15 protein-coding genes are annotated in these 15,975 nt (G+C 37.1%); 4 read left to right on the top strand and 11 right to left on the bottom strand.

Annotated elements, in window-relative coordinates; all coding sequences use genetic code 11:
* Positions 1-14 precede the first annotated feature (14 nt).
* From ABES03_RS23995 to ABES03_RS23975, 5 genes are all read right to left on the bottom strand, one after another.
* Positions 15-1,124 carry a sugar diacid recognition domain-containing protein gene (locus tag ABES03_RS23995; protein WP_430121439.1) on the bottom strand — a complete coding sequence of 370 codons (1,110 nt, stop codon included), beginning with the start codon at positions 1,122-1,124 and terminating at the stop codon, positions 15-17.
* A 640-nt stretch (positions 1,125-1,764) separates the two neighbouring features.
* Positions 1,765-2,889 (bottom strand): NADH-dependent flavin oxidoreductase, encoded by a 1,125-nt coding sequence (locus tag ABES03_RS23990; RefSeq protein WP_430121437.1) that lies wholly within the window; start codon positions 2,887-2,889, stop codon positions 1,765-1,767.
* A gap of 115 nt (positions 2,890-3,004) precedes the next feature.
* Positions 3,005-3,871, bottom strand: a complete 867-nt coding sequence (locus ABES03_RS23985; protein WP_430121435.1) for a hypothetical protein — start codon at positions 3,869-3,871, stop codon at positions 3,005-3,007.
* A gap of 74 nt (positions 3,872-3,945) precedes the next feature.
* Positions 3,946-4,584, bottom strand: coding sequence for a LysE family transporter (locus ABES03_RS23980; protein ID WP_430121433.1), 639 nt, complete (start codon positions 4,582-4,584; stop codon positions 3,946-3,948).
* 190 nt (positions 4,585-4,774) lie between these two features.
* Positions 4,775-5,773 (bottom strand): transglutaminase domain-containing protein, encoded by a 999-nt coding sequence (locus tag ABES03_RS23975; protein WP_430121431.1) that lies wholly within the window; start codon positions 5,771-5,773, stop codon positions 4,775-4,777.
* A gap of 136 nt (positions 5,774-5,909) precedes the next feature.
* Between ABES03_RS23975 and ABES03_RS23970 the strand changes: the two genes are divergently transcribed.
* Positions 5,910-7,862 (top strand): GTP-binding protein, encoded by a 1,953-nt coding sequence (locus ABES03_RS23970; protein WP_430121429.1) that lies wholly within the window; start codon positions 5,910-5,912, stop codon positions 7,860-7,862.
* Between the two features lie 56 nt (positions 7,863-7,918).
* Here the strand turns inward: ABES03_RS23970 and ABES03_RS23965 are convergent, their stop codons facing one another.
* Entirely contained in the window at positions 7,919-8,650 is a 732-nt protein-coding gene (locus ABES03_RS23965; RefSeq protein WP_430121427.1) for a TerC family protein, read from the bottom strand.
* A 222-nt stretch (positions 8,651-8,872) separates the two neighbouring features.
* Between ABES03_RS23965 and ABES03_RS23960 the strand changes: the two genes are divergently transcribed.
* The gene (locus tag ABES03_RS23960; protein ID WP_430121425.1) at positions 8,873-9,922 is read left to right on the top strand and encodes an ATP-binding protein; all 1,050 of its coding nucleotides are present in this window, start codon (positions 8,873-8,875) and stop codon (positions 9,920-9,922) included.
* A gap of 37 nt (positions 9,923-9,959) precedes the next feature.
* Here ABES03_RS23960 and ABES03_RS23955 read toward each other — a convergent pair whose 3' ends face one another.
* The 4 genes from ABES03_RS23955 to ABES03_RS23940 form a co-directional block, all read right to left on the bottom strand.
* The gene (locus ABES03_RS23955) at positions 9,960-11,162 is read right to left on the bottom strand and encodes an MFS transporter (RefSeq protein WP_430121423.1); all 1,203 of its coding nucleotides are present in this window, start codon (positions 11,160-11,162) and stop codon (positions 9,960-9,962) included.
* A gap of 226 nt (positions 11,163-11,388) precedes the next feature.
* Positions 11,389-11,718: a BC1872 family protein gene (locus ABES03_RS23950; RefSeq protein ID WP_430121421.1), complete on the bottom strand. Its 330-nt coding sequence runs from the start codon at positions 11,716-11,718 to the stop codon at positions 11,389-11,391.
* 141 nt (positions 11,719-11,859) lie between these two features.
* A complete protein-coding gene (gene spxA / locus ABES03_RS23945; protein WP_430121419.1) occupies positions 11,860-12,258 on the bottom strand; it encodes a transcriptional regulator SpxA in 399 nt (132 codons plus the stop codon).
* 87 nt (positions 12,259-12,345) lie between these two features.
* Positions 12,346-12,774 carry an RrF2 family transcriptional regulator gene (locus ABES03_RS23940; RefSeq protein ID WP_430121417.1) on the bottom strand — a complete coding sequence of 143 codons (429 nt, stop codon included), beginning with the start codon at positions 12,772-12,774 and terminating at the stop codon, positions 12,346-12,348.
* A 253-nt stretch (positions 12,775-13,027) separates the two neighbouring features.
* Here ABES03_RS23940 and ABES03_RS23935 point away from each other — a divergent pair, with 253 nt between their 5' ends.
* Both ABES03_RS23935 and ABES03_RS23930 read left to right on the top strand, forming a co-directional pair.
* Positions 13,028-13,594 (top strand): CBO0543 family protein, encoded by a 567-nt coding sequence (locus ABES03_RS23935; protein ID WP_430121415.1) that lies wholly within the window; start codon positions 13,028-13,030, stop codon positions 13,592-13,594.
* Between the two features lie 210 nt (positions 13,595-13,804).
* Positions 13,805-15,592, top strand: a complete 1,788-nt coding sequence (locus ABES03_RS23930; protein WP_430121413.1) for a DUF4153 domain-containing protein — start codon at positions 13,805-13,807, stop codon at positions 15,590-15,592.
* 144 nt (positions 15,593-15,736) lie between these two features.
* Here the strand turns inward: ABES03_RS23930 and ABES03_RS23925 are convergent, their stop codons facing one another.
* Positions 15,737-15,928, bottom strand: coding sequence for a hypothetical protein (locus ABES03_RS23925; protein ID WP_430121411.1), 192 nt, complete (start codon positions 15,926-15,928; stop codon positions 15,737-15,739).
* Positions 15,929-15,975: the final 47 nt, after the last annotated feature.

The raw sequence follows: 15,975 nt of genomic DNA, 5'->3' as shown, positions 1-15,975 counted from the left end.
GTTCAATTGCACAATTACTTTATCAACTCTTGAATAACAGATAAGTATAGTTCGAGCAAATCCTTAATCTTTCTCGGGTCTTTTCCTGTTATTTCAGTTATCTTATCAAGCCGATATCTTAAGGTATTTCGATGAATAAATAACTTTCCTGTAATACTATGTACATCCCCGTTTTCCTCAATAAACGTCAATAACGTTTCCACCAATTCCCCTTTTTTATCATTCTGTTGTAAGAGTTGATAATAATTTAAAAGTTCTTCCCCAATCCCAAGATTCTTTGCTCTTGCTAGCAGAACAGGAATTTTATAATCGTCATAAAAATAAATAGTTTTTACAGGATCAATCCTCTTTCCCACAAATGAAGTTAGAACAGCCTCACGATAGGAGTCAGCAATTCCTTTTAATTCGGGATGATAGTTTCCGATACTCAGTTTACAGTGTACCCCTAGATATTTTCCAACTGTCTCAGCCCATTTCTCAAGTTCTATTCTTGCCCTAGTAACATTCTGGCTCGTTACTTTTTTAAGAAGAATTAAATAATCTGGATGCATGACTAATAAATCTTCCTTGTCCAATCGATCGCGTATAGTCTTGAATCCCTTTGCCCTGTCCTTTGCTGTTAAAATTACAGCAAGCCGCGGGATATCTAAATTAATTCCTAAGCGCCGAACTCTTTCAAAATAATGAGAATTGAGGTTTTCCGTTCCATGCAAAAGCTGACTAATAAGTTCTTCCTTCAGTCGTTCATCCCATTGCATTTGATCAATTAAAACGGCCTGCTGAAGAATCATTTCCGCTGCCATTTTCACCAGTTCGCCGTAGTTACGAATTTCTTCAGGAGCTCCAGTGATTCCAATAACACCGACCACTTGATTATTAAAATTAATCGGAAGGTTGATCCCTGCCTTAACCCCATGTAGCCCTTTTGCATCGTGTTCCTCAATTTCAAATTCCTTTTGGTTTTCAATGACATGCAGGGCTCCTTCATGAATGGAATCAATTCGAGTTGGATCCCCTGAGCCAATAATAACCCCTTTATCATTCATGACATTAATATTTCGCTTGATTATTTTCATCGTTCGATCGACGATTTCCTGAGCCAATGATTTGTCTAAAAATTTCATGATGATGTCCTCTCCACATTTAACAATACCACTATTATAACTTTAGTCTTCTAAAAGGCATATTTTTCAAACCTTAATGGATATAAATAAGATGCTTTACAAAATTAAGTTTTTTTGTACAGAATGTTGTTATTCATACTTATGTTTCCTTTTGAATTCACACATCTTATGACTTGATTACTATTAATTACACCATACTGACCGATGTTCCTCTGCCTTCTTGCGTGGTGAATGATCCTATTTTGGGACTCGATTTTGCTCACTCAATTGTTAGTTGGAAATTGATTTCCATGTTTTGTAGAATACAACTTCAATTTTGTAGAATAAATCAATTTTTTGTAGAATTACATCCTTAATTTGTAGAATAATCCTCAATCTTCCTCTGAAACTTTAATAATTGGAAGTTTATTACCAAGTTTTGTAGAATTCACCCGTGATTTAGTAGAATAACTTGAAATTTTGTAGAATTCATCCTTCTATTTGTAGAAATCCTCTTCTGGCTTCCCAAAATTCTAGCCAAACTAGTCTCAAATTAAAAAATGTAAAAAAAAGTCCACATGACAATGTTTCTGTTTTTTCCGTTTAATACAAAGCTATATAGAAAAAGCATCCCAATAACTGGGACACTTTCTTAGTTAATTTATTCTATCCCAGGAAACCAACCTGGTGAATGGATAATTGCCTGCCAGAGTGGATCAGGTATAACCAGTTCCTGCTGCTTATCTTTATCTATTCTTGTAATAATTTCTTCTTCCCTTCCATCCGCTACTTTCTGTACCCAATCAGGATCAATAATGATTTCGCGTCCTAAGGCAATTAATGGCACGCCCGTTTGAATCGCTTGTATGGCATCATCCACGGTATAAATAGAGCCCACTCCAATAACAGGAACTTGATCGCCTACACGTTCTTGAATAATTTCAATTCGAGAGCGAGTGTCATCCACCCCACGTCTTGGTTTTGACCAAAAATCCTGTAGGGAAACATGTAAATAATCAAGATCCTTTTTAGCTAATGCATCAATTAAAACCAATGTATCTGCCATCGTGATCCCAGGTGTTTCTGCCTCTTCAGGAGAGAAGCGATAGCCAATCACAAACGGTCCGGTTGCATGTTCCGCTGCTACTCTCTTTACTTCGTCGACAACAGCTAGAGGAAAAGTAAGTCGTTTCTCCAAACTTCCTCCCCATCGATCTTCTCGGCGATTCGAGTGTGGAGAGAAAAATTGCTGAATGAGGTATCCGTTTGCTCCGTGAATTTCTACCCCATCGTAACCAGCTTCAATTGCCCGACGAGTAGTCTCACCAAAGTCCTTTATAATGGATTCTACTTCCTGATCGGTTAATTCCCTTGGAACTGGTTTCCCTTCACCTTCTGAAGGAATAGCACTTGCGCTAACAACATCCCCGTTCGGAACTAATTCAGGTGGTACTTGCCGTCCACCGTGGAATATTTGCAGAATGGCTTTTGCACCTTGGTCTTTTATCCCTGAAGCCAGCTGTCGTAGACTCGGAATTAATTCATCGCGGTCGCCCCCAAATTCCCCGTGAAAACCTTTTCCATTTTCTGCAACATACGTGCAAGCTGTAATAACCATGCCCACTCCTGCAGAACGTCTTGCGTAATAATTAACTTCCGCTTTTGTGACAGTGCCATCCGGGTTGGATGAGAAATTGGTCATAGGAGCCATAACGATCCTATTCTTTAACGAAACCTTACTCCGAAACGTAAACGACTCAAATAATGCAGCATACTTAGAATTCATTAACAATTGTCCCTCCAGCTATTTTTAATATCTTCAATGTTCTTTCGACCACGCTATAGTTTGCCGTTTTTATTTACTGCTCATTCTAATGAGTTATGAAACATGTACAATTTTACTAGCGTAATTGCTTTTTTATATTAAAGAGAACGATGCTCACCACTAAAGCAACAGTTGAGAAAAATAAAGCGATACTTGAAAAAGCCAGGACATATGCATTTAATTCTGCAATTTTCACTATCATCCCATAGCTATTGAGTTTGAATACAGCTGCAATAACGTTGAACAATAAAAGAATGAAATAAATTGTTATTAATCCCTTAGCTGCACCCTCAATATCTGCTTTACTTAGTGCAATATGTGAAGAAATACTAATACCTACTATTAAAAAAATCCAGAATAGCGGATTGATTAGATTTTCAAGTGTAAATAGGTTTTTACTTATCGCAAGTATTGCTCCTGTTATTATACGTATAAAAGTAAAATCAATTTTTTCTAGAGTAACATGTAGGTCTATCTCCTTAACAAAGGCCTTGTACGTTTCCGGTACTAAGAGGTACATACCTAAAATTAAAGAACCAATCCCACTAAAAATGGGTCCTAGTCCGATAAAGAAATTGCCTGCCTGTTGATACCAGCTGTTCCGGTTATATTGGTGCTCCACATATCCTAAGATACCTGTAGGACTATTAAGTTGCAGTAATTTTACCTTCTTGACTCGATGTCCCCAGATGAAACACTGAATAAGATGGCCAATTTCATGTATAGGAGTTCCGATCCATGCTGTGAACATAACTCCTCTTGGGCCAAATGCTCTTATAAGAAAGGAATTTGAATACCTTTCCAAGATTCCTAAAACCACTCCCACTGCCATGATGACACCGAAGAGATAAAGCAACTCGACAAAACTAATTAGTAGTGTATGTATAAATGATAATAGGATATCCATTTCTATCCTTAATCCTTTCAATAACGCTCTTTCCATCCATGTTATACCATAGGAAAGAAAAACATTCACATATATAACCTTAAGATAAAATATTCTAGGAAAAACTACCTTTACCTATCTAGCAAAAGTGCATCGATTCCTTGATATCCAAAATATAAACCAAATACTATTAACGATGCACCGGATACAATAGAAATAGCAATTAGACTTTTCACATTTAATAATTTTCGGAACCCTGTCGTCAGTGCCGCCACAAACACGTCCCAAAAAGTGAGGCCAAGAAATATCATACTACTATAAATTAATAATGACTCCGTTCCGTTAGTTTGAGCCGTTTTGGCCAATACTGATCCATAAATCCCTAGCCAAAACAAAATGGATAACGGGCTGGTAATCGACATAATAAATCCAGTTAAAAAACACTTAAATAATGAGTCCTTCTGTCTACAATACGAAAGAGTTATGGTATTTGCATTCTTAATACTCTCAATTCCGGAATAAATTAATACAAACCCTCCAAATAACCAAAGAAAGATTTGAACAATAGGAATCCCTAAAAATTGAACCATTCCTAAATAGACCAAAAACATAAACACTCCATCTGCAATCATGGATCCAGCACCCACAATCCATGCATGCCAAAAACCATTCTTTATCCCTTTATCCAACCGAGCAGAATTCACTGGTCCAATGGGTGCTGCCAAGGTAAATCCCAAGATAATATAGCTAATTAATATACTAGTACTCAATAAAACCACCCCTACCACACCGTTGTATCAACTTGTACATTTTATGTAGAATATACAAAGTCATGTCCAAAAAATGACTTAGGAACCCTAAAAAAGTAAAAAGCCAAATCCTTATATTTATGGATTTGGCTTTTTACCTATTGTTAGTTACAGATAACGTATCTCTCAATTATAGTTTAGGCGCATCCTATTACCACGGATATTCCCCTTCCTTGTGTTTATCCGTTTTGGAAAAATACGCAGGTTGATAATGAGGAACAAATTTTTGGGTATTCGCGTTAATAAACCCTGAGCCATACGTTGGGTCTTCTGCCTGCCAGACACCATTTAGAAGGACCTCATTCCAAGCGTGGTTTTCACCATAAGAGACTTTCGTTTTAATCCCTACCGCACGGTGAAGCGCAGCACTTAAATCCGCATATCCTGAACAGAGCACGTTACGGGATTGATAGGCTTGCATTGCAGTATACATGGGTGGATTGGTTGAATTAACCAATGGTGCATTATAAGCAACATTTTTCGCTACCCAGGAAAAAATCGCTTTAGATTTCTCCACATCCGTTTTTTTGCCATTGGTTATGTTTTGCGCGAGTGCTACTAAACCAGGGTCCGTGCTCTGTACCATAAAGCTTGGTAATAAATAAGGATCACCATCTGTTAAATGATATTCAGCATAACCGAGAACCCGTTCAGGGTCATCCTCTTTCCCGTTATAATACTCATCCAAATTGATGATTACATCCCCAACTGTGTAGGCAAGCGGATATTCATAATGAATCTTTCCTTTTTTAAAAGGAACCTTTATCGTTGCTTTCTTATCTGCCCGCTGTTCTTGAATATATAAAGTAACTCCATCTGCCTGATTGAATTTCCCATAAGGAGTCGGCTTTCCTGAAACCACTAATTTCCCGTCCTCAACCGTTACCAGATAGGTTTGGATTTCAGTAGGCTGATATTTTCCATTTGCAGCTGTAGTTGGTACCGACGATGTTACCTCTTGTTCCTCAACTGTTTCTTGATTTGTTACCTGCGGGGAACTCGGAGCACTCTCCGGCTCTGATTCCTCTTTTAACGGAGAATCAATATAGTCTAAGAAATTTTTCACTTGATCTATTGAAGGAAGAAGGTCCTTTTGCCCAAGATAAAAAAAAGCATATGCACCTAGAAACAGAATGATGAGTTTTTTCAACAATCAAACACCTCAGCTTTCTAATAGCTATAAGTCTATTTTTCTATATATTCGAGACGTTGGCAACTTTTTAGGAGGGCCAACGGTCAATTTGGTATAATATTTTACATAAGAAGAACGAAAAAAGAGGTGCATCATGAAGAAAACAATAGGTATGTTTGCTCATGTGGATGCAGGAAAAACCACATTGGCAGAGCAGCTTCTTTTTCATACGAAAGCAATTAGACAAAGAGGTCGTGTAGATCATAAGGATACCTTTCTCGATACACATGAGATCGAAAAACAAAGAGGCATTACCGTATTTGCAGACCAAGCCAAGTTTACTTTTAATCAATCTGACTATTATCTGATAGACACTCCGGGCCATGTGGACTTTTCTCCTGAAATGGAACGAGCCATTCAGGTGATGGATTATGCAGTAATAATAATTAGTGCCGTTGAGGGAATCGAGGGCCATACCGAGACGGTTTGGAGACTTCTACAAAAACATCTAGTTCCCACATTCTTCTTTATCAATAAAACAGACCGAATAGGTGCAGATATCCACAGGGTTATGGATGAAATTCGAGATAATCTAACCCTAGATGCCTGTGATATAACCGACACTCTGAATGATATGGAAATGAATGAGGAATTAATTGAATTTTTAGCCGAACGAAATGAGATACTTTTAGATCAATTTATGGACACAGGATATCAGCCAGATATTTGGCTGGAAACAATGAAGACCATGATAAACGGAAATAAAATCTATCCGTGTGTATATGGCTCTGCATTGCAAGATATCGGTGTGGAGAGCTTTCTTAGAAAAATGGACCTATTAACTTCGACAAATTATGTTAATCATTTACCTTTTGCAGGCAGAGTCTATAAGATACGCTATGATGACAAAGGGACAAGGCTAACGTTTATAAAAGCTCTTAGCGGTAATCTTAAAGTTCGTGAAGAAATTAGCTACACTGATGCGGACAGCATCCTCTGCGAAAAAATCACTCAAATTCGTATATACAATGGAAATAAATTTATCACAGTTGATCAGGTATCTGCAGGTGAAATATTCGCCGTGACAGGACTTTCCTCCACTACTGCCGGGGATGGATTGGGGGCATTAAATGAAAAAGCTGTTTACGAAATGGGTTCTGCACTAAAAGCAAGGGTCATCTTTGACCCATCTATACATGTAAAAGAGGTATTACGGTACTTCAATATCCTAGATGCAGAAGACCCCTCCTTGAATGTTACGTGGGAGGAAAGATCTCAGCAAATACACATTCGGGTCATGGGTACGATTCAGCTTGAGGTGTTAAAGCAAATAGTTAAGGAACGGTTTCACTTGGATGTTCAATTTGGGGAACCAGAAATATTATACAAAGAAACGGTTGAGACTGTAGTTTGTGGGTACGGACATTTTGAACCGTTGGGCCATTATGCTGAGGTGCATCTTAAAATAGAACCCGCAGCTAGAAATAGCGGGATTTCCTTTGAGAACGTGTGCCATACGGATGATTTACCTGTCGGAACCCAAAATCTAATTCGGCATCACCTGTTTGAGAGGGACCACAATGGATTGTTAACGGGTTCTTCTATAACTGATGTGAAAATCACTCTTTTAACAGGGCGGGCCCACAATAAACATACCTCAGGTGGTGACTTTAGAGAGGCCGCCTACCGCGCTTTACGACAAGGTCTGGAAAAAGCAGCTAATGTGCTGTTGGAACCCTTCTATGATTTTAAAATGAAACTAGAATTAGACCACTTGGGTAAGGTATTAACAGATATTCAAAATGCACATGGTAGCTTTGATGCTCCGCTTACAGAAGGGAATAAAACAATACTAACTGGAAAAGTACCTGTTGCCACATTTATGAACTATGGCCCTGAATTTGCATCGATTACACAAGGGAAAGGTATATTGAACCTAGTGTTTGGCGGTTATTACCCTTGTCACAATTCCAACCAAGTAATAGAGAGAATTAACTACAACAAGGATGCAGATCCAGAATATTCTTCGTCATCCATTTTTTGCTCAAAGGGACAAGGCTATTCTGTACCTTGGGATCAAGTGGAAGCGGAAATGCATTGTTTGTAGAAGAGGCAAGCATTCTAGGCACGCATGTAAATAAGGAGCGAACCTCTTCGCTCCTCCTACATCGTCCTCTCCTTGCCGGAGTTCCCCTTTATGGCATGAACAACAAATGTGCCTAAAAATACAATAATTAAAATAGAAAAGAAAACAAATTCATCTAAATGTAAGCCAAATGCCGAGGTAATCATTTTTATGGCGATAATAGCAATTAACACAAAAGCAGTGGTCTCAAATTCAGGGACCCGCTCAATCAAAGCGAGGAATAAATTGGCCACTCCCCTCATTAATAGAATTCCTAATACTCCTCCAAGAAATAATACCCATTCTTGATTGGATACACCAAATGCAGCAATGATACTATCCAAACTAAACGCAATATCCATTAACTCAACAGTTATCACGGTTTTCCAAAAGCTCATTTTCTTATTTTGAACCTCGTCTTCCTCTTCATCCTTCTTCATAAAGTTTTGAAACACAATCCAAAGTAGATAATGACCGCCAACAATTTTGATCCATCCCACATTAATTAAGGTCACTCCAAGACCAATCGCTATGATTCTAAACAGATAAGCACCGAAGATTCCATAGAAAAGAGCTTTCTTACGCTGCTTTTTTGGCAAATGCTTCACCAATACTGCCAGAACAAGCGCATTATCGGCGGATAATAACCCTTCAAGAATAACAAGAGAACCAATTACTCCCCAACTAGCGGGATTTGAAAAAACTTCTCGTAATTCATCTAATGAAAAGAATGTACTGTAGCTATGCAGCAGTTCTAGTAGAAATTCCATTTTTTCTCCCTTTCATTTAATTTTGTAAATTGCAGAAGAAAGAAGGCTTGTCCCCAACCCTTTCACTTCTTGCCTTCCACTATAAATGTATGTCTCGGAGATAGAGAAATGAACCAAAACTCATCTATGCAGAAACAAATTTTATAAAAAGAAAGGAGTTTTCACTATGGAAAAAGAACTATTATTTAGTTGTTATAATAGATTTTTAAAAGGGTGTATTTCATGAAAACTACTCATACTCACATTAATTACCGCGACTTAATTCCACGACAAAAAGGTTTTGTCTTTAAGTTTGTAAAAAAAGATGATCATTTTATACATACATTTAGTGAGGGTGACTTTCTTACGACAATAGGAATTGACTCTGCTTGGGTTATAGGAAAAACACTCTTTGATTTTTTACCCATGGAGATTGCGAAACAGAAGAATGAATTTTATGAACAGGCATGGAGTGGAACGCCTGTTAATTATGAAGGTCATGTGAATGGCTACTATTATATTGCCTCGTTAAATCCGATGGTCGTTAATGGTCGAACAGTTGAGGTAAATGGAACAGCCATCGATATTACAACTGAAAAGGAAAACGAAATCAAGTTGAGGCAAATGGAGAAACTATCGCTCGTTGGTGAATTAGCAGCTGGAATTGCCCATGAAATCCGGAATCCCTTAACCTCAATAACAGGTTTTACCCAGATAATTAATGAAAGTATTCAAGATCCTTCCTTAAAAGGGTATCTTGAAATTATGCTTGATGAATTAGAACGAATTAATAATATTGTTAGTGAGTTTATGTTTATAGCCAAACCAGCTGAAGGTTTTATCTGTAAAGAAATTAATATTGGTACCTTAATCTCGAGTGTACTTTATTTCATGAAACCACAATTTAATATGAATAGCGTTAATATTTCACTGGACTTTGATTCATCCATTACTGCTTTTTGTGATCCAAATCAAATCAAACAGGTTCTAATCAACCTCCTACAAAATGCGATTGAAGCAACATCTACTAATAAAAATATAGAAATATCACTAAAGAATGAAAGTGAGAATTATTTTTCTATAAAAATAAGAGATTATGGCTACGGCATTTCAAAAGAGAGGCAGAAACGCTTATTCGAGCCCTTCTATACTACTAAGGAAAAAGGGACTGGCTTAGGATTAATGGTTTGTAAGCGCATCATAGAAAATCACCATGGAACAATCTCCATCAAAACCGAACAAGGTGAAGGAACAGTTGTGACAATATTACTTCCTAAGAGGATGAAAAATTAAAAAAGAGCCCTAGTTGGCCCTTTTTTATATTCCGGAGTTATGAAACTGCCTTGCGTTTTATAATTCGCTTCTGTGCAGTGTTGTTCCAATAGGCCATTGTTGTGGCAGCAAGAAGTAAAACACCTGTAACGATAAAGACAATTTGAACTGGAAAAATTCCACCGATGAATCCTCCAAGGATCGGTCCCACCATTCCACCTATTTGATTGGCCGTTTGACTTAACCCGAACGCTCTTCCTCGGAAATTACGATCTGTTGATGTAACAACCAGACCATTTAAAGCCGGGTACACTGCACAGAAAAATATGCCAAAAGCAAAGCGAATTATGGAAAATCCCCAAATTTGGCTGAATATTGTATGAGCTAGCATTCCTATCCCGCCACCTAACAATCCTATAAAAAGTACTCGATGGAAGCCGATCTTGTCTGCCCATTTCCCCCAATATGGTGCAAAAATGGCAGAAGCAATTCCAGGGAGTGAGAAAACTATACCTGCTATCAGTGATGCATTTTCAGACGAACCACCTAATTTAACAATATATAATGGAAGAACGGGTTCAATCGTCATCACTGAGCACGACGTGACCACCAACAGCAACAGCACGAACATAAACGGACGATTGGACCAAGCGATTTTCAGGTCTTTTTTAACAGAGCCCCGCTCCTTGCTAGGAGTAAAGTTCTCTTCTTTAACCCAAAAAATAATTAACAAAGTGGCAATAAGAACGATGCTACCTGCACTAGCAAATGCCCATCGATTTCCCACGAGGTGAGCAATTCCTCCACCAAGCAATGGCCCGATAATCGTTCCAGATGCAGAAGCTGAAGAAATTAAGGAAAGTGCATAACCCACTTTTTCATTTGGAGTATTGGTTCCGATTAGGGCTATAGCACCTGGAATAAATCCGCTCAACAATCCTTGTAGAATTCTCAACACCAATATTTGATAGGGATTAGTCACAAAGGCCATTAGAGTATAGATAAAAAAGAGAACAATCCCTGCCCGAACAATCATTGGTTTTCTGCCATATTGATCGGCTACCCTTCCCCAAAAAGGGGCAGCGACCGCACCGGCAAAAAAAGCTGAACTAAATAACAATCCTGACCACATTTCCGTATGTTCATGAACACCAATTTGCAAAAGAAATATCGGCAAAAAGGGAATAACCATAGAAAAACTAGCCGCGGTAAAAAAGACCCCAATCCATAACACCCATAAATTACGTTTCCAACTCTGCACGCTGTTCCATCTCCCAAGGTTGACCAAAGTTGTTTGTCTACCATTTCATTTCCAATGATCACTTATTTTGGATTATCATACCATAACAACAAATTATTTTCACTTACGAAATATCCGAGTGTGGAAATAATTAGACAAACCAAAAATAATTTTGGCCAATGAACGCGTTAATGTATGCAAATAAAAAAGTTGGTTACCTATTTTAAGTAACCAACTTTTTCATGTTTTAGCATAACTGATTCCATAATCTAGTGCTTTCTACTACAGAGGTATTTTCAATCATAGTATAAGCTGCATTGGTAATGGCTTGTGATAATGTTTCACCTGTTCCTCTGACGTCATTAAAGGAAGCCTCTGATACTCCATCACTGGAAAAACTAAATCCGAATTTCTCTAATCTTTCAACGATCAGCATCGCGTGTTCCAGATTATGTTCGGGCTGAAAATCAGACTCATGAATAAATTTCCCCATTTCATAATCATACCAACGATCCCATCTATTTAACTTCCAACCAAGTATTCTTCTTGCAATTGAATCTGTTTTGTACAATTTCATTCCCTCCTCTGAATGTTATATAACAGTTATATTATTTAAATCATATTATATAACAATATTTCAGGGTCGACTACTAGTTTTTTTATTTTTCTAAAAATAATTATAAAAAAACATCCAAACAGATTGGATGTTTTTCAATTATTAATAATTTACTACCTGTGGTGTATCAATGCTTAAGAAAGTACGCAGTTTGCGTGGGAGGAAACTACGAATATCTTCCTCGTTATAGCCTACCTGCAGTCTTTTTTCGTCCACCATAATTGGACGTCGTAAAATTTTTGGATTATTAATGATTAGGTCATATAAATCCTGTAATGGTAAAGACTCGATATTGATGTCTAGTTCTTTAAATGTTTTTGAATTAGTAGAGATAATCTCATCTGTACCATCTTCCGTAAGACGAAGGATAGACTTGATTTCATCTTTTGTAAGAGGTTGAGACAAAATGTTTCTTTCTGTGTAATCAATATGATATTCCTCAAGCCAAGCTTTTGCTTTACGGCAAGATGTACAACTTGGTGTAGAGTATAATGTTACCATCTTCAAACACACTCCTTAAACATAAAGTATTTTGAAATAATTTATTACGAATTCGAGATAAACGTCCTAAAAAAGAAAGAAATCAACCTACTCCTTCAATTCACAGCTTTTTATTCTTTCGAGGACACTGCTAATCGTTATCTGATTTAAATAGGAATGAAGATGCATCTCTGCCTCAGTGAAAATTTGGTCCATTACCACCTGAGTATTGGAAGAAATCACACAGGCTTGATTCGGGTCACCTGTACACCAACTAGGTTTAAGTGAACCAGTTGCTATGGCCAGATAAATCTGAGACAATGTAGTCTTTTCAGGGTTACAGCTTAGCACATATCCGCCACCTATGCCCTCTTTAGTCTTTACATACCCACCTTTTCGTAAAATACTCATGATTTTTCGAATTCTTGTCGGATTTGTACAAACATTTTCTGCGATGGCCTCACTATTTGCCATTTGATTAGGTAAGTTTGCTAATAAAACAAGACTATGTAACGCTATAACAAAATCGCTATTCATCGTCATTCATCCTTCCTAATCGAACCTTACTGTAACTTTAATGTATACAGTTTATTAAGTCAATGTTAAAACTTGGAGATAACACCTATTTTTCAAAAAAATCGTACATACATAATATAGAATCGCTGGCACTACTTAACATCTCTTTTGTTTGAAATCGGGGAAAAGACAATTTTATGGGAAAATTCGAGTAATTTTTACAAAGAATGACAAACTAATGATAGGAATTTTATTAAAACAAGAGGGATCAATTATGAATGAAGGTCAGGTAAAAAGTTTTGAACGACTAGGCCGAATACAAAAAGAACTTTCTGATGGTTGGATTGATTATTGGTCTAAGTACTCCAATATAGATACATGGCAATTTTGGGTAAATTTAATTTTGTTCATTCTCCCACTGATCATTTTATTTTTTACTATCGACCGTAAGCGCGCCTTTCACATCGGTTTTTTTGGCTATACTGTTCATATGATGGCAGGATATATTGATGGATTTGCTACCAGACATGGTTTATGGGAATATCCCTTTAAAATTATCCCCTTCTTACCAATCAGTATTACACTAGATACTTCCTTAATCCCTGTTGTATATATGCTGGTCTATCAATGGATACTAAATCGGAAGAAAAATTACTACATCTACGCAATTGTAGTAAGTGCTTTGTTCTCTTTAGCAATAAAACCGATTTTGGCAGCTCTACACTTATTTCAATTAGAAAATGGATCCAATTACTTTTATTTATTCTTATTCTATTTATTTGGCTCTTTCGCTGCTAAATGGATTACAAACGTATTTGTGTTTTTCGAGAAAAACGGATAAAGATGGATGTAAATGGTGCCTGTCCCCCGCTGCGTTAACACAGTAACGCACTGGGGGACAGGCACCTTTTTGGGCATATAAACAAAGTGTAAATTTACACCAATTCATCCATATGATATAATTAGATGAAGAATATGGAAAAATTTTTTTTTTGTGAAGGGACTTTCGTTAAAGAGAAATACATATGAAAAATAAAGGGGGTTCGAGGAAATGAAATGGATGAAAAAGCTACAAGATAGACTTACAGGATTGACCGATGCAATTACACGTTTCCCACTGATGACACTTTTTCTTTTAGCAGCAGCCGCTTTCATTGCTTACAGCATCAGTGTAGAAAAGGAACAAACACAATATATTCTAACATTCGTAGTTGGAGCATTTCTAAGTGCAGTTTTACAAGTTGTCTATGAGAGGTTTTACTCTAATGTTACTACTCGTTACGTATTAATGGGTGTGGGGGTCTTCTTAACTGCCGGATACTACCTGATTATCAAACCAACTGATTCACTAAGCATGGAAATGGGAATTAGAACAGGAGTTGCTCTCTTTGCCCTGCTCATTGCCTTCATTTGGGTTCCAGTTATTAAAAGCAGCATTAGCTTTAATGCAAGCTTTATGATTGCATTTAAATCATTTTTTATCTCTCTATTCTTCTCTGGAGTTATTATGGCAGGCGTTAGCATCATTTTGGGTGCCACTGACCTATTGATTTTTTCTATCAATTATAAAGTGTATTCTTATGCAGCAACTATTATTTTCACCCTATTTGCACCGATGTATTTTCTATCGCTTATTCCAGTCTATCCCGGAGCGGAAGACAAAAATATATCTCAAGAAAATATGAAACAAAAGACAGAGTACATTAACACTGCAGCCTATTGTCCTAAATTTTTACAAGTTCTAATTTCCTATATTGTCATACCCTTGATTGCAGTATTTACCTTAATTCTCGTAATTTACATTATCAAAAATATCGGCGGGGACTTTTGGACGGATAACCTTTTGGAACCTATGCTCGTTTCCTATGCGATTACGGTAATCTTAGTTTATATCTTAGCGAGTGAAATCGAAAATAAGTTCACAGTCTTTTTCAGAAAGGTTTTCCCCAAGATACTAGTACCCATTGTTCTTTTCCAGATTGCCTCATCCGTCTTAAGTCTAACTGATACGGGTGTCACACATACTCGCTATTACGTAATTCTGTTTGGTATATACGCAGCTGCTGCTGGGATCTTATTTAGTATATTGCCTGTACGGAAAAATGGTATAGTGGCTGCCATGGTAATTGTTTTTTCAGCAATTTCCATCGTACCTCCTGTTGATGCGTTTACCATCAGTCGAACAAGTCAGATTAATACACTTGAAAGCGTACTAGAGAAAAATAATATGCTTGAAAATAACAAAATCAAGCCAAAGGAATCCATCCCTGATAAGGATAAGAAGAAAATTACAACTATCATTTATTACTTAGACAATATGGGCTACACAAAAAAAATCGCTTGGCTTCCAAAAGATTTTAAAGTATATGAAGATTTTTCTGAGACCTTTGGGTTTAAAGAGTATCAAGACCCAGTTGATACTGATTTCAAGCAACCTGTATACGTAAATCTTGATTCATCATCAGCAATACCTATTACTGGCTATGACACTTTTATTCAAACAGATATCAATATGTACGATAAACAGCACAATCAAAAGATTTGTGTTATTGAAAAAGACGGAAAAACGTATACCTTGTTAAAAGACTTTAATAAAAACAGGGTAGACATAAAATTAAAGGGAGAAAATGAAAGTGATCTTCTCACTTTTAATACAAAAGACATTTATGATAAGTTTTATAACCATCAAGCAATGAAAGAGCGAATATCTGTAGAAGAAGCAACCTTTACAAAGGAAAATGATCTTGTCAAAATAACGATCGTCGTTCAAAATCTGAACATCGATAAGCAAAATAATCAGTATGACGCCTTCCTATTTGTTTTTGTCCAAATTAAATAAACGATATATTAAGAATGCCATTCGGAACCATGTTCTCATTCGAGGATCAGGATGGAAATGATGATTTATCAAGAGTAGACGAGTAATTTAGAAAAGCATGGATTTTTGCAATTAATGCAAAATATCCATGCTTTTTGTTTTCTTTCAAAATGGCTCTGTTAAACTTGCCTGTTGATTTCCGCTCCAGGCACTTCGCTTTCCGTGGGTGTTTCGGCGAGCCTCCTCGGCGCATGCGCCTGCGGGGTCTCCCCTAAACCATACTCCCACAGGAGTCTTCGTGCCTTCCGCTCCAATCATCAGGGTATAAAAATTAACACTGTTCTTTAAGATAGCCAATTAATTTGGATCCTTATAGTTTAACGCCCTCTCACTATCACCATAGC

It is taken from the genome of Neobacillus rhizosphaerae, from assembly GCF_050477885.1.
GTDB classification, from domain to species: Bacteria; Bacillota; Bacilli; order Bacillales; family Cytobacillaceae; genus Neobacillus; species Neobacillus rhizosphaerae_A.
This window is presented reverse-complemented; position numbering and strand designations above follow the sequence as displayed.

Coding starts and splice junctions, on each gene's coding strand:
- ABES03_RS23995 (WP_430121439.1), bottom strand. CDS start 1,124: ATGAAATTTTTAGACAAATCATTGGCTCAGGAAATCGTCGATCGAACG.
- ABES03_RS23990 (WP_430121437.1), bottom strand. CDS start 2,889: ATGAATTCTAAGTATGCTGCATTATTTGAGTCGTTTACGTTTCGGAGT.
- ABES03_RS23985 (WP_430121435.1), bottom strand. CDS start 3,871: ATGGAAAGAGCGTTATTGAAAGGATTAAGGATAGAAATGGATATCCTA.
- ABES03_RS23970 (WP_430121429.1), top strand. CDS start 5,910: ATGAAGAAAACAATAGGTATGTTTGCTCATGTGGATGCAGGAAAAACC.
- ABES03_RS23965 (WP_430121427.1), bottom strand. CDS start 8,650: ATGGAATTTCTACTAGAACTGCTGCATAGCTACAGTACATTCTTTTCA.
- ABES03_RS23960 (WP_430121425.1), top strand. CDS start 8,873: ATGAAAACTACTCATACTCACATTAATTACCGCGACTTAATTCCACGA.
- ABES03_RS23950 (WP_430121421.1), bottom strand. CDS start 11,718: ATGAAATTGTACAAAACAGATTCAATTGCAAGAAGAATACTTGGTTGG.
- spxA (WP_430121419.1), bottom strand. CDS start 12,258: ATGGTAACATTATACTCTACACCAAGTTGTACATCTTGCCGTAAAGCA.
- ABES03_RS23940 (WP_430121417.1), bottom strand. CDS start 12,774: ATGAATAGCGATTTTGTTATAGCGTTACATAGTCTTGTTTTATTAGCA.
- ABES03_RS23935 (WP_430121415.1), top strand. CDS start 13,028: ATGAATGAAGGTCAGGTAAAAAGTTTTGAACGACTAGGCCGAATACAA.
- ABES03_RS23930 (WP_430121413.1), top strand. CDS start 13,805: ATGAAATGGATGAAAAAGCTACAAGATAGACTTACAGGATTGACCGAT.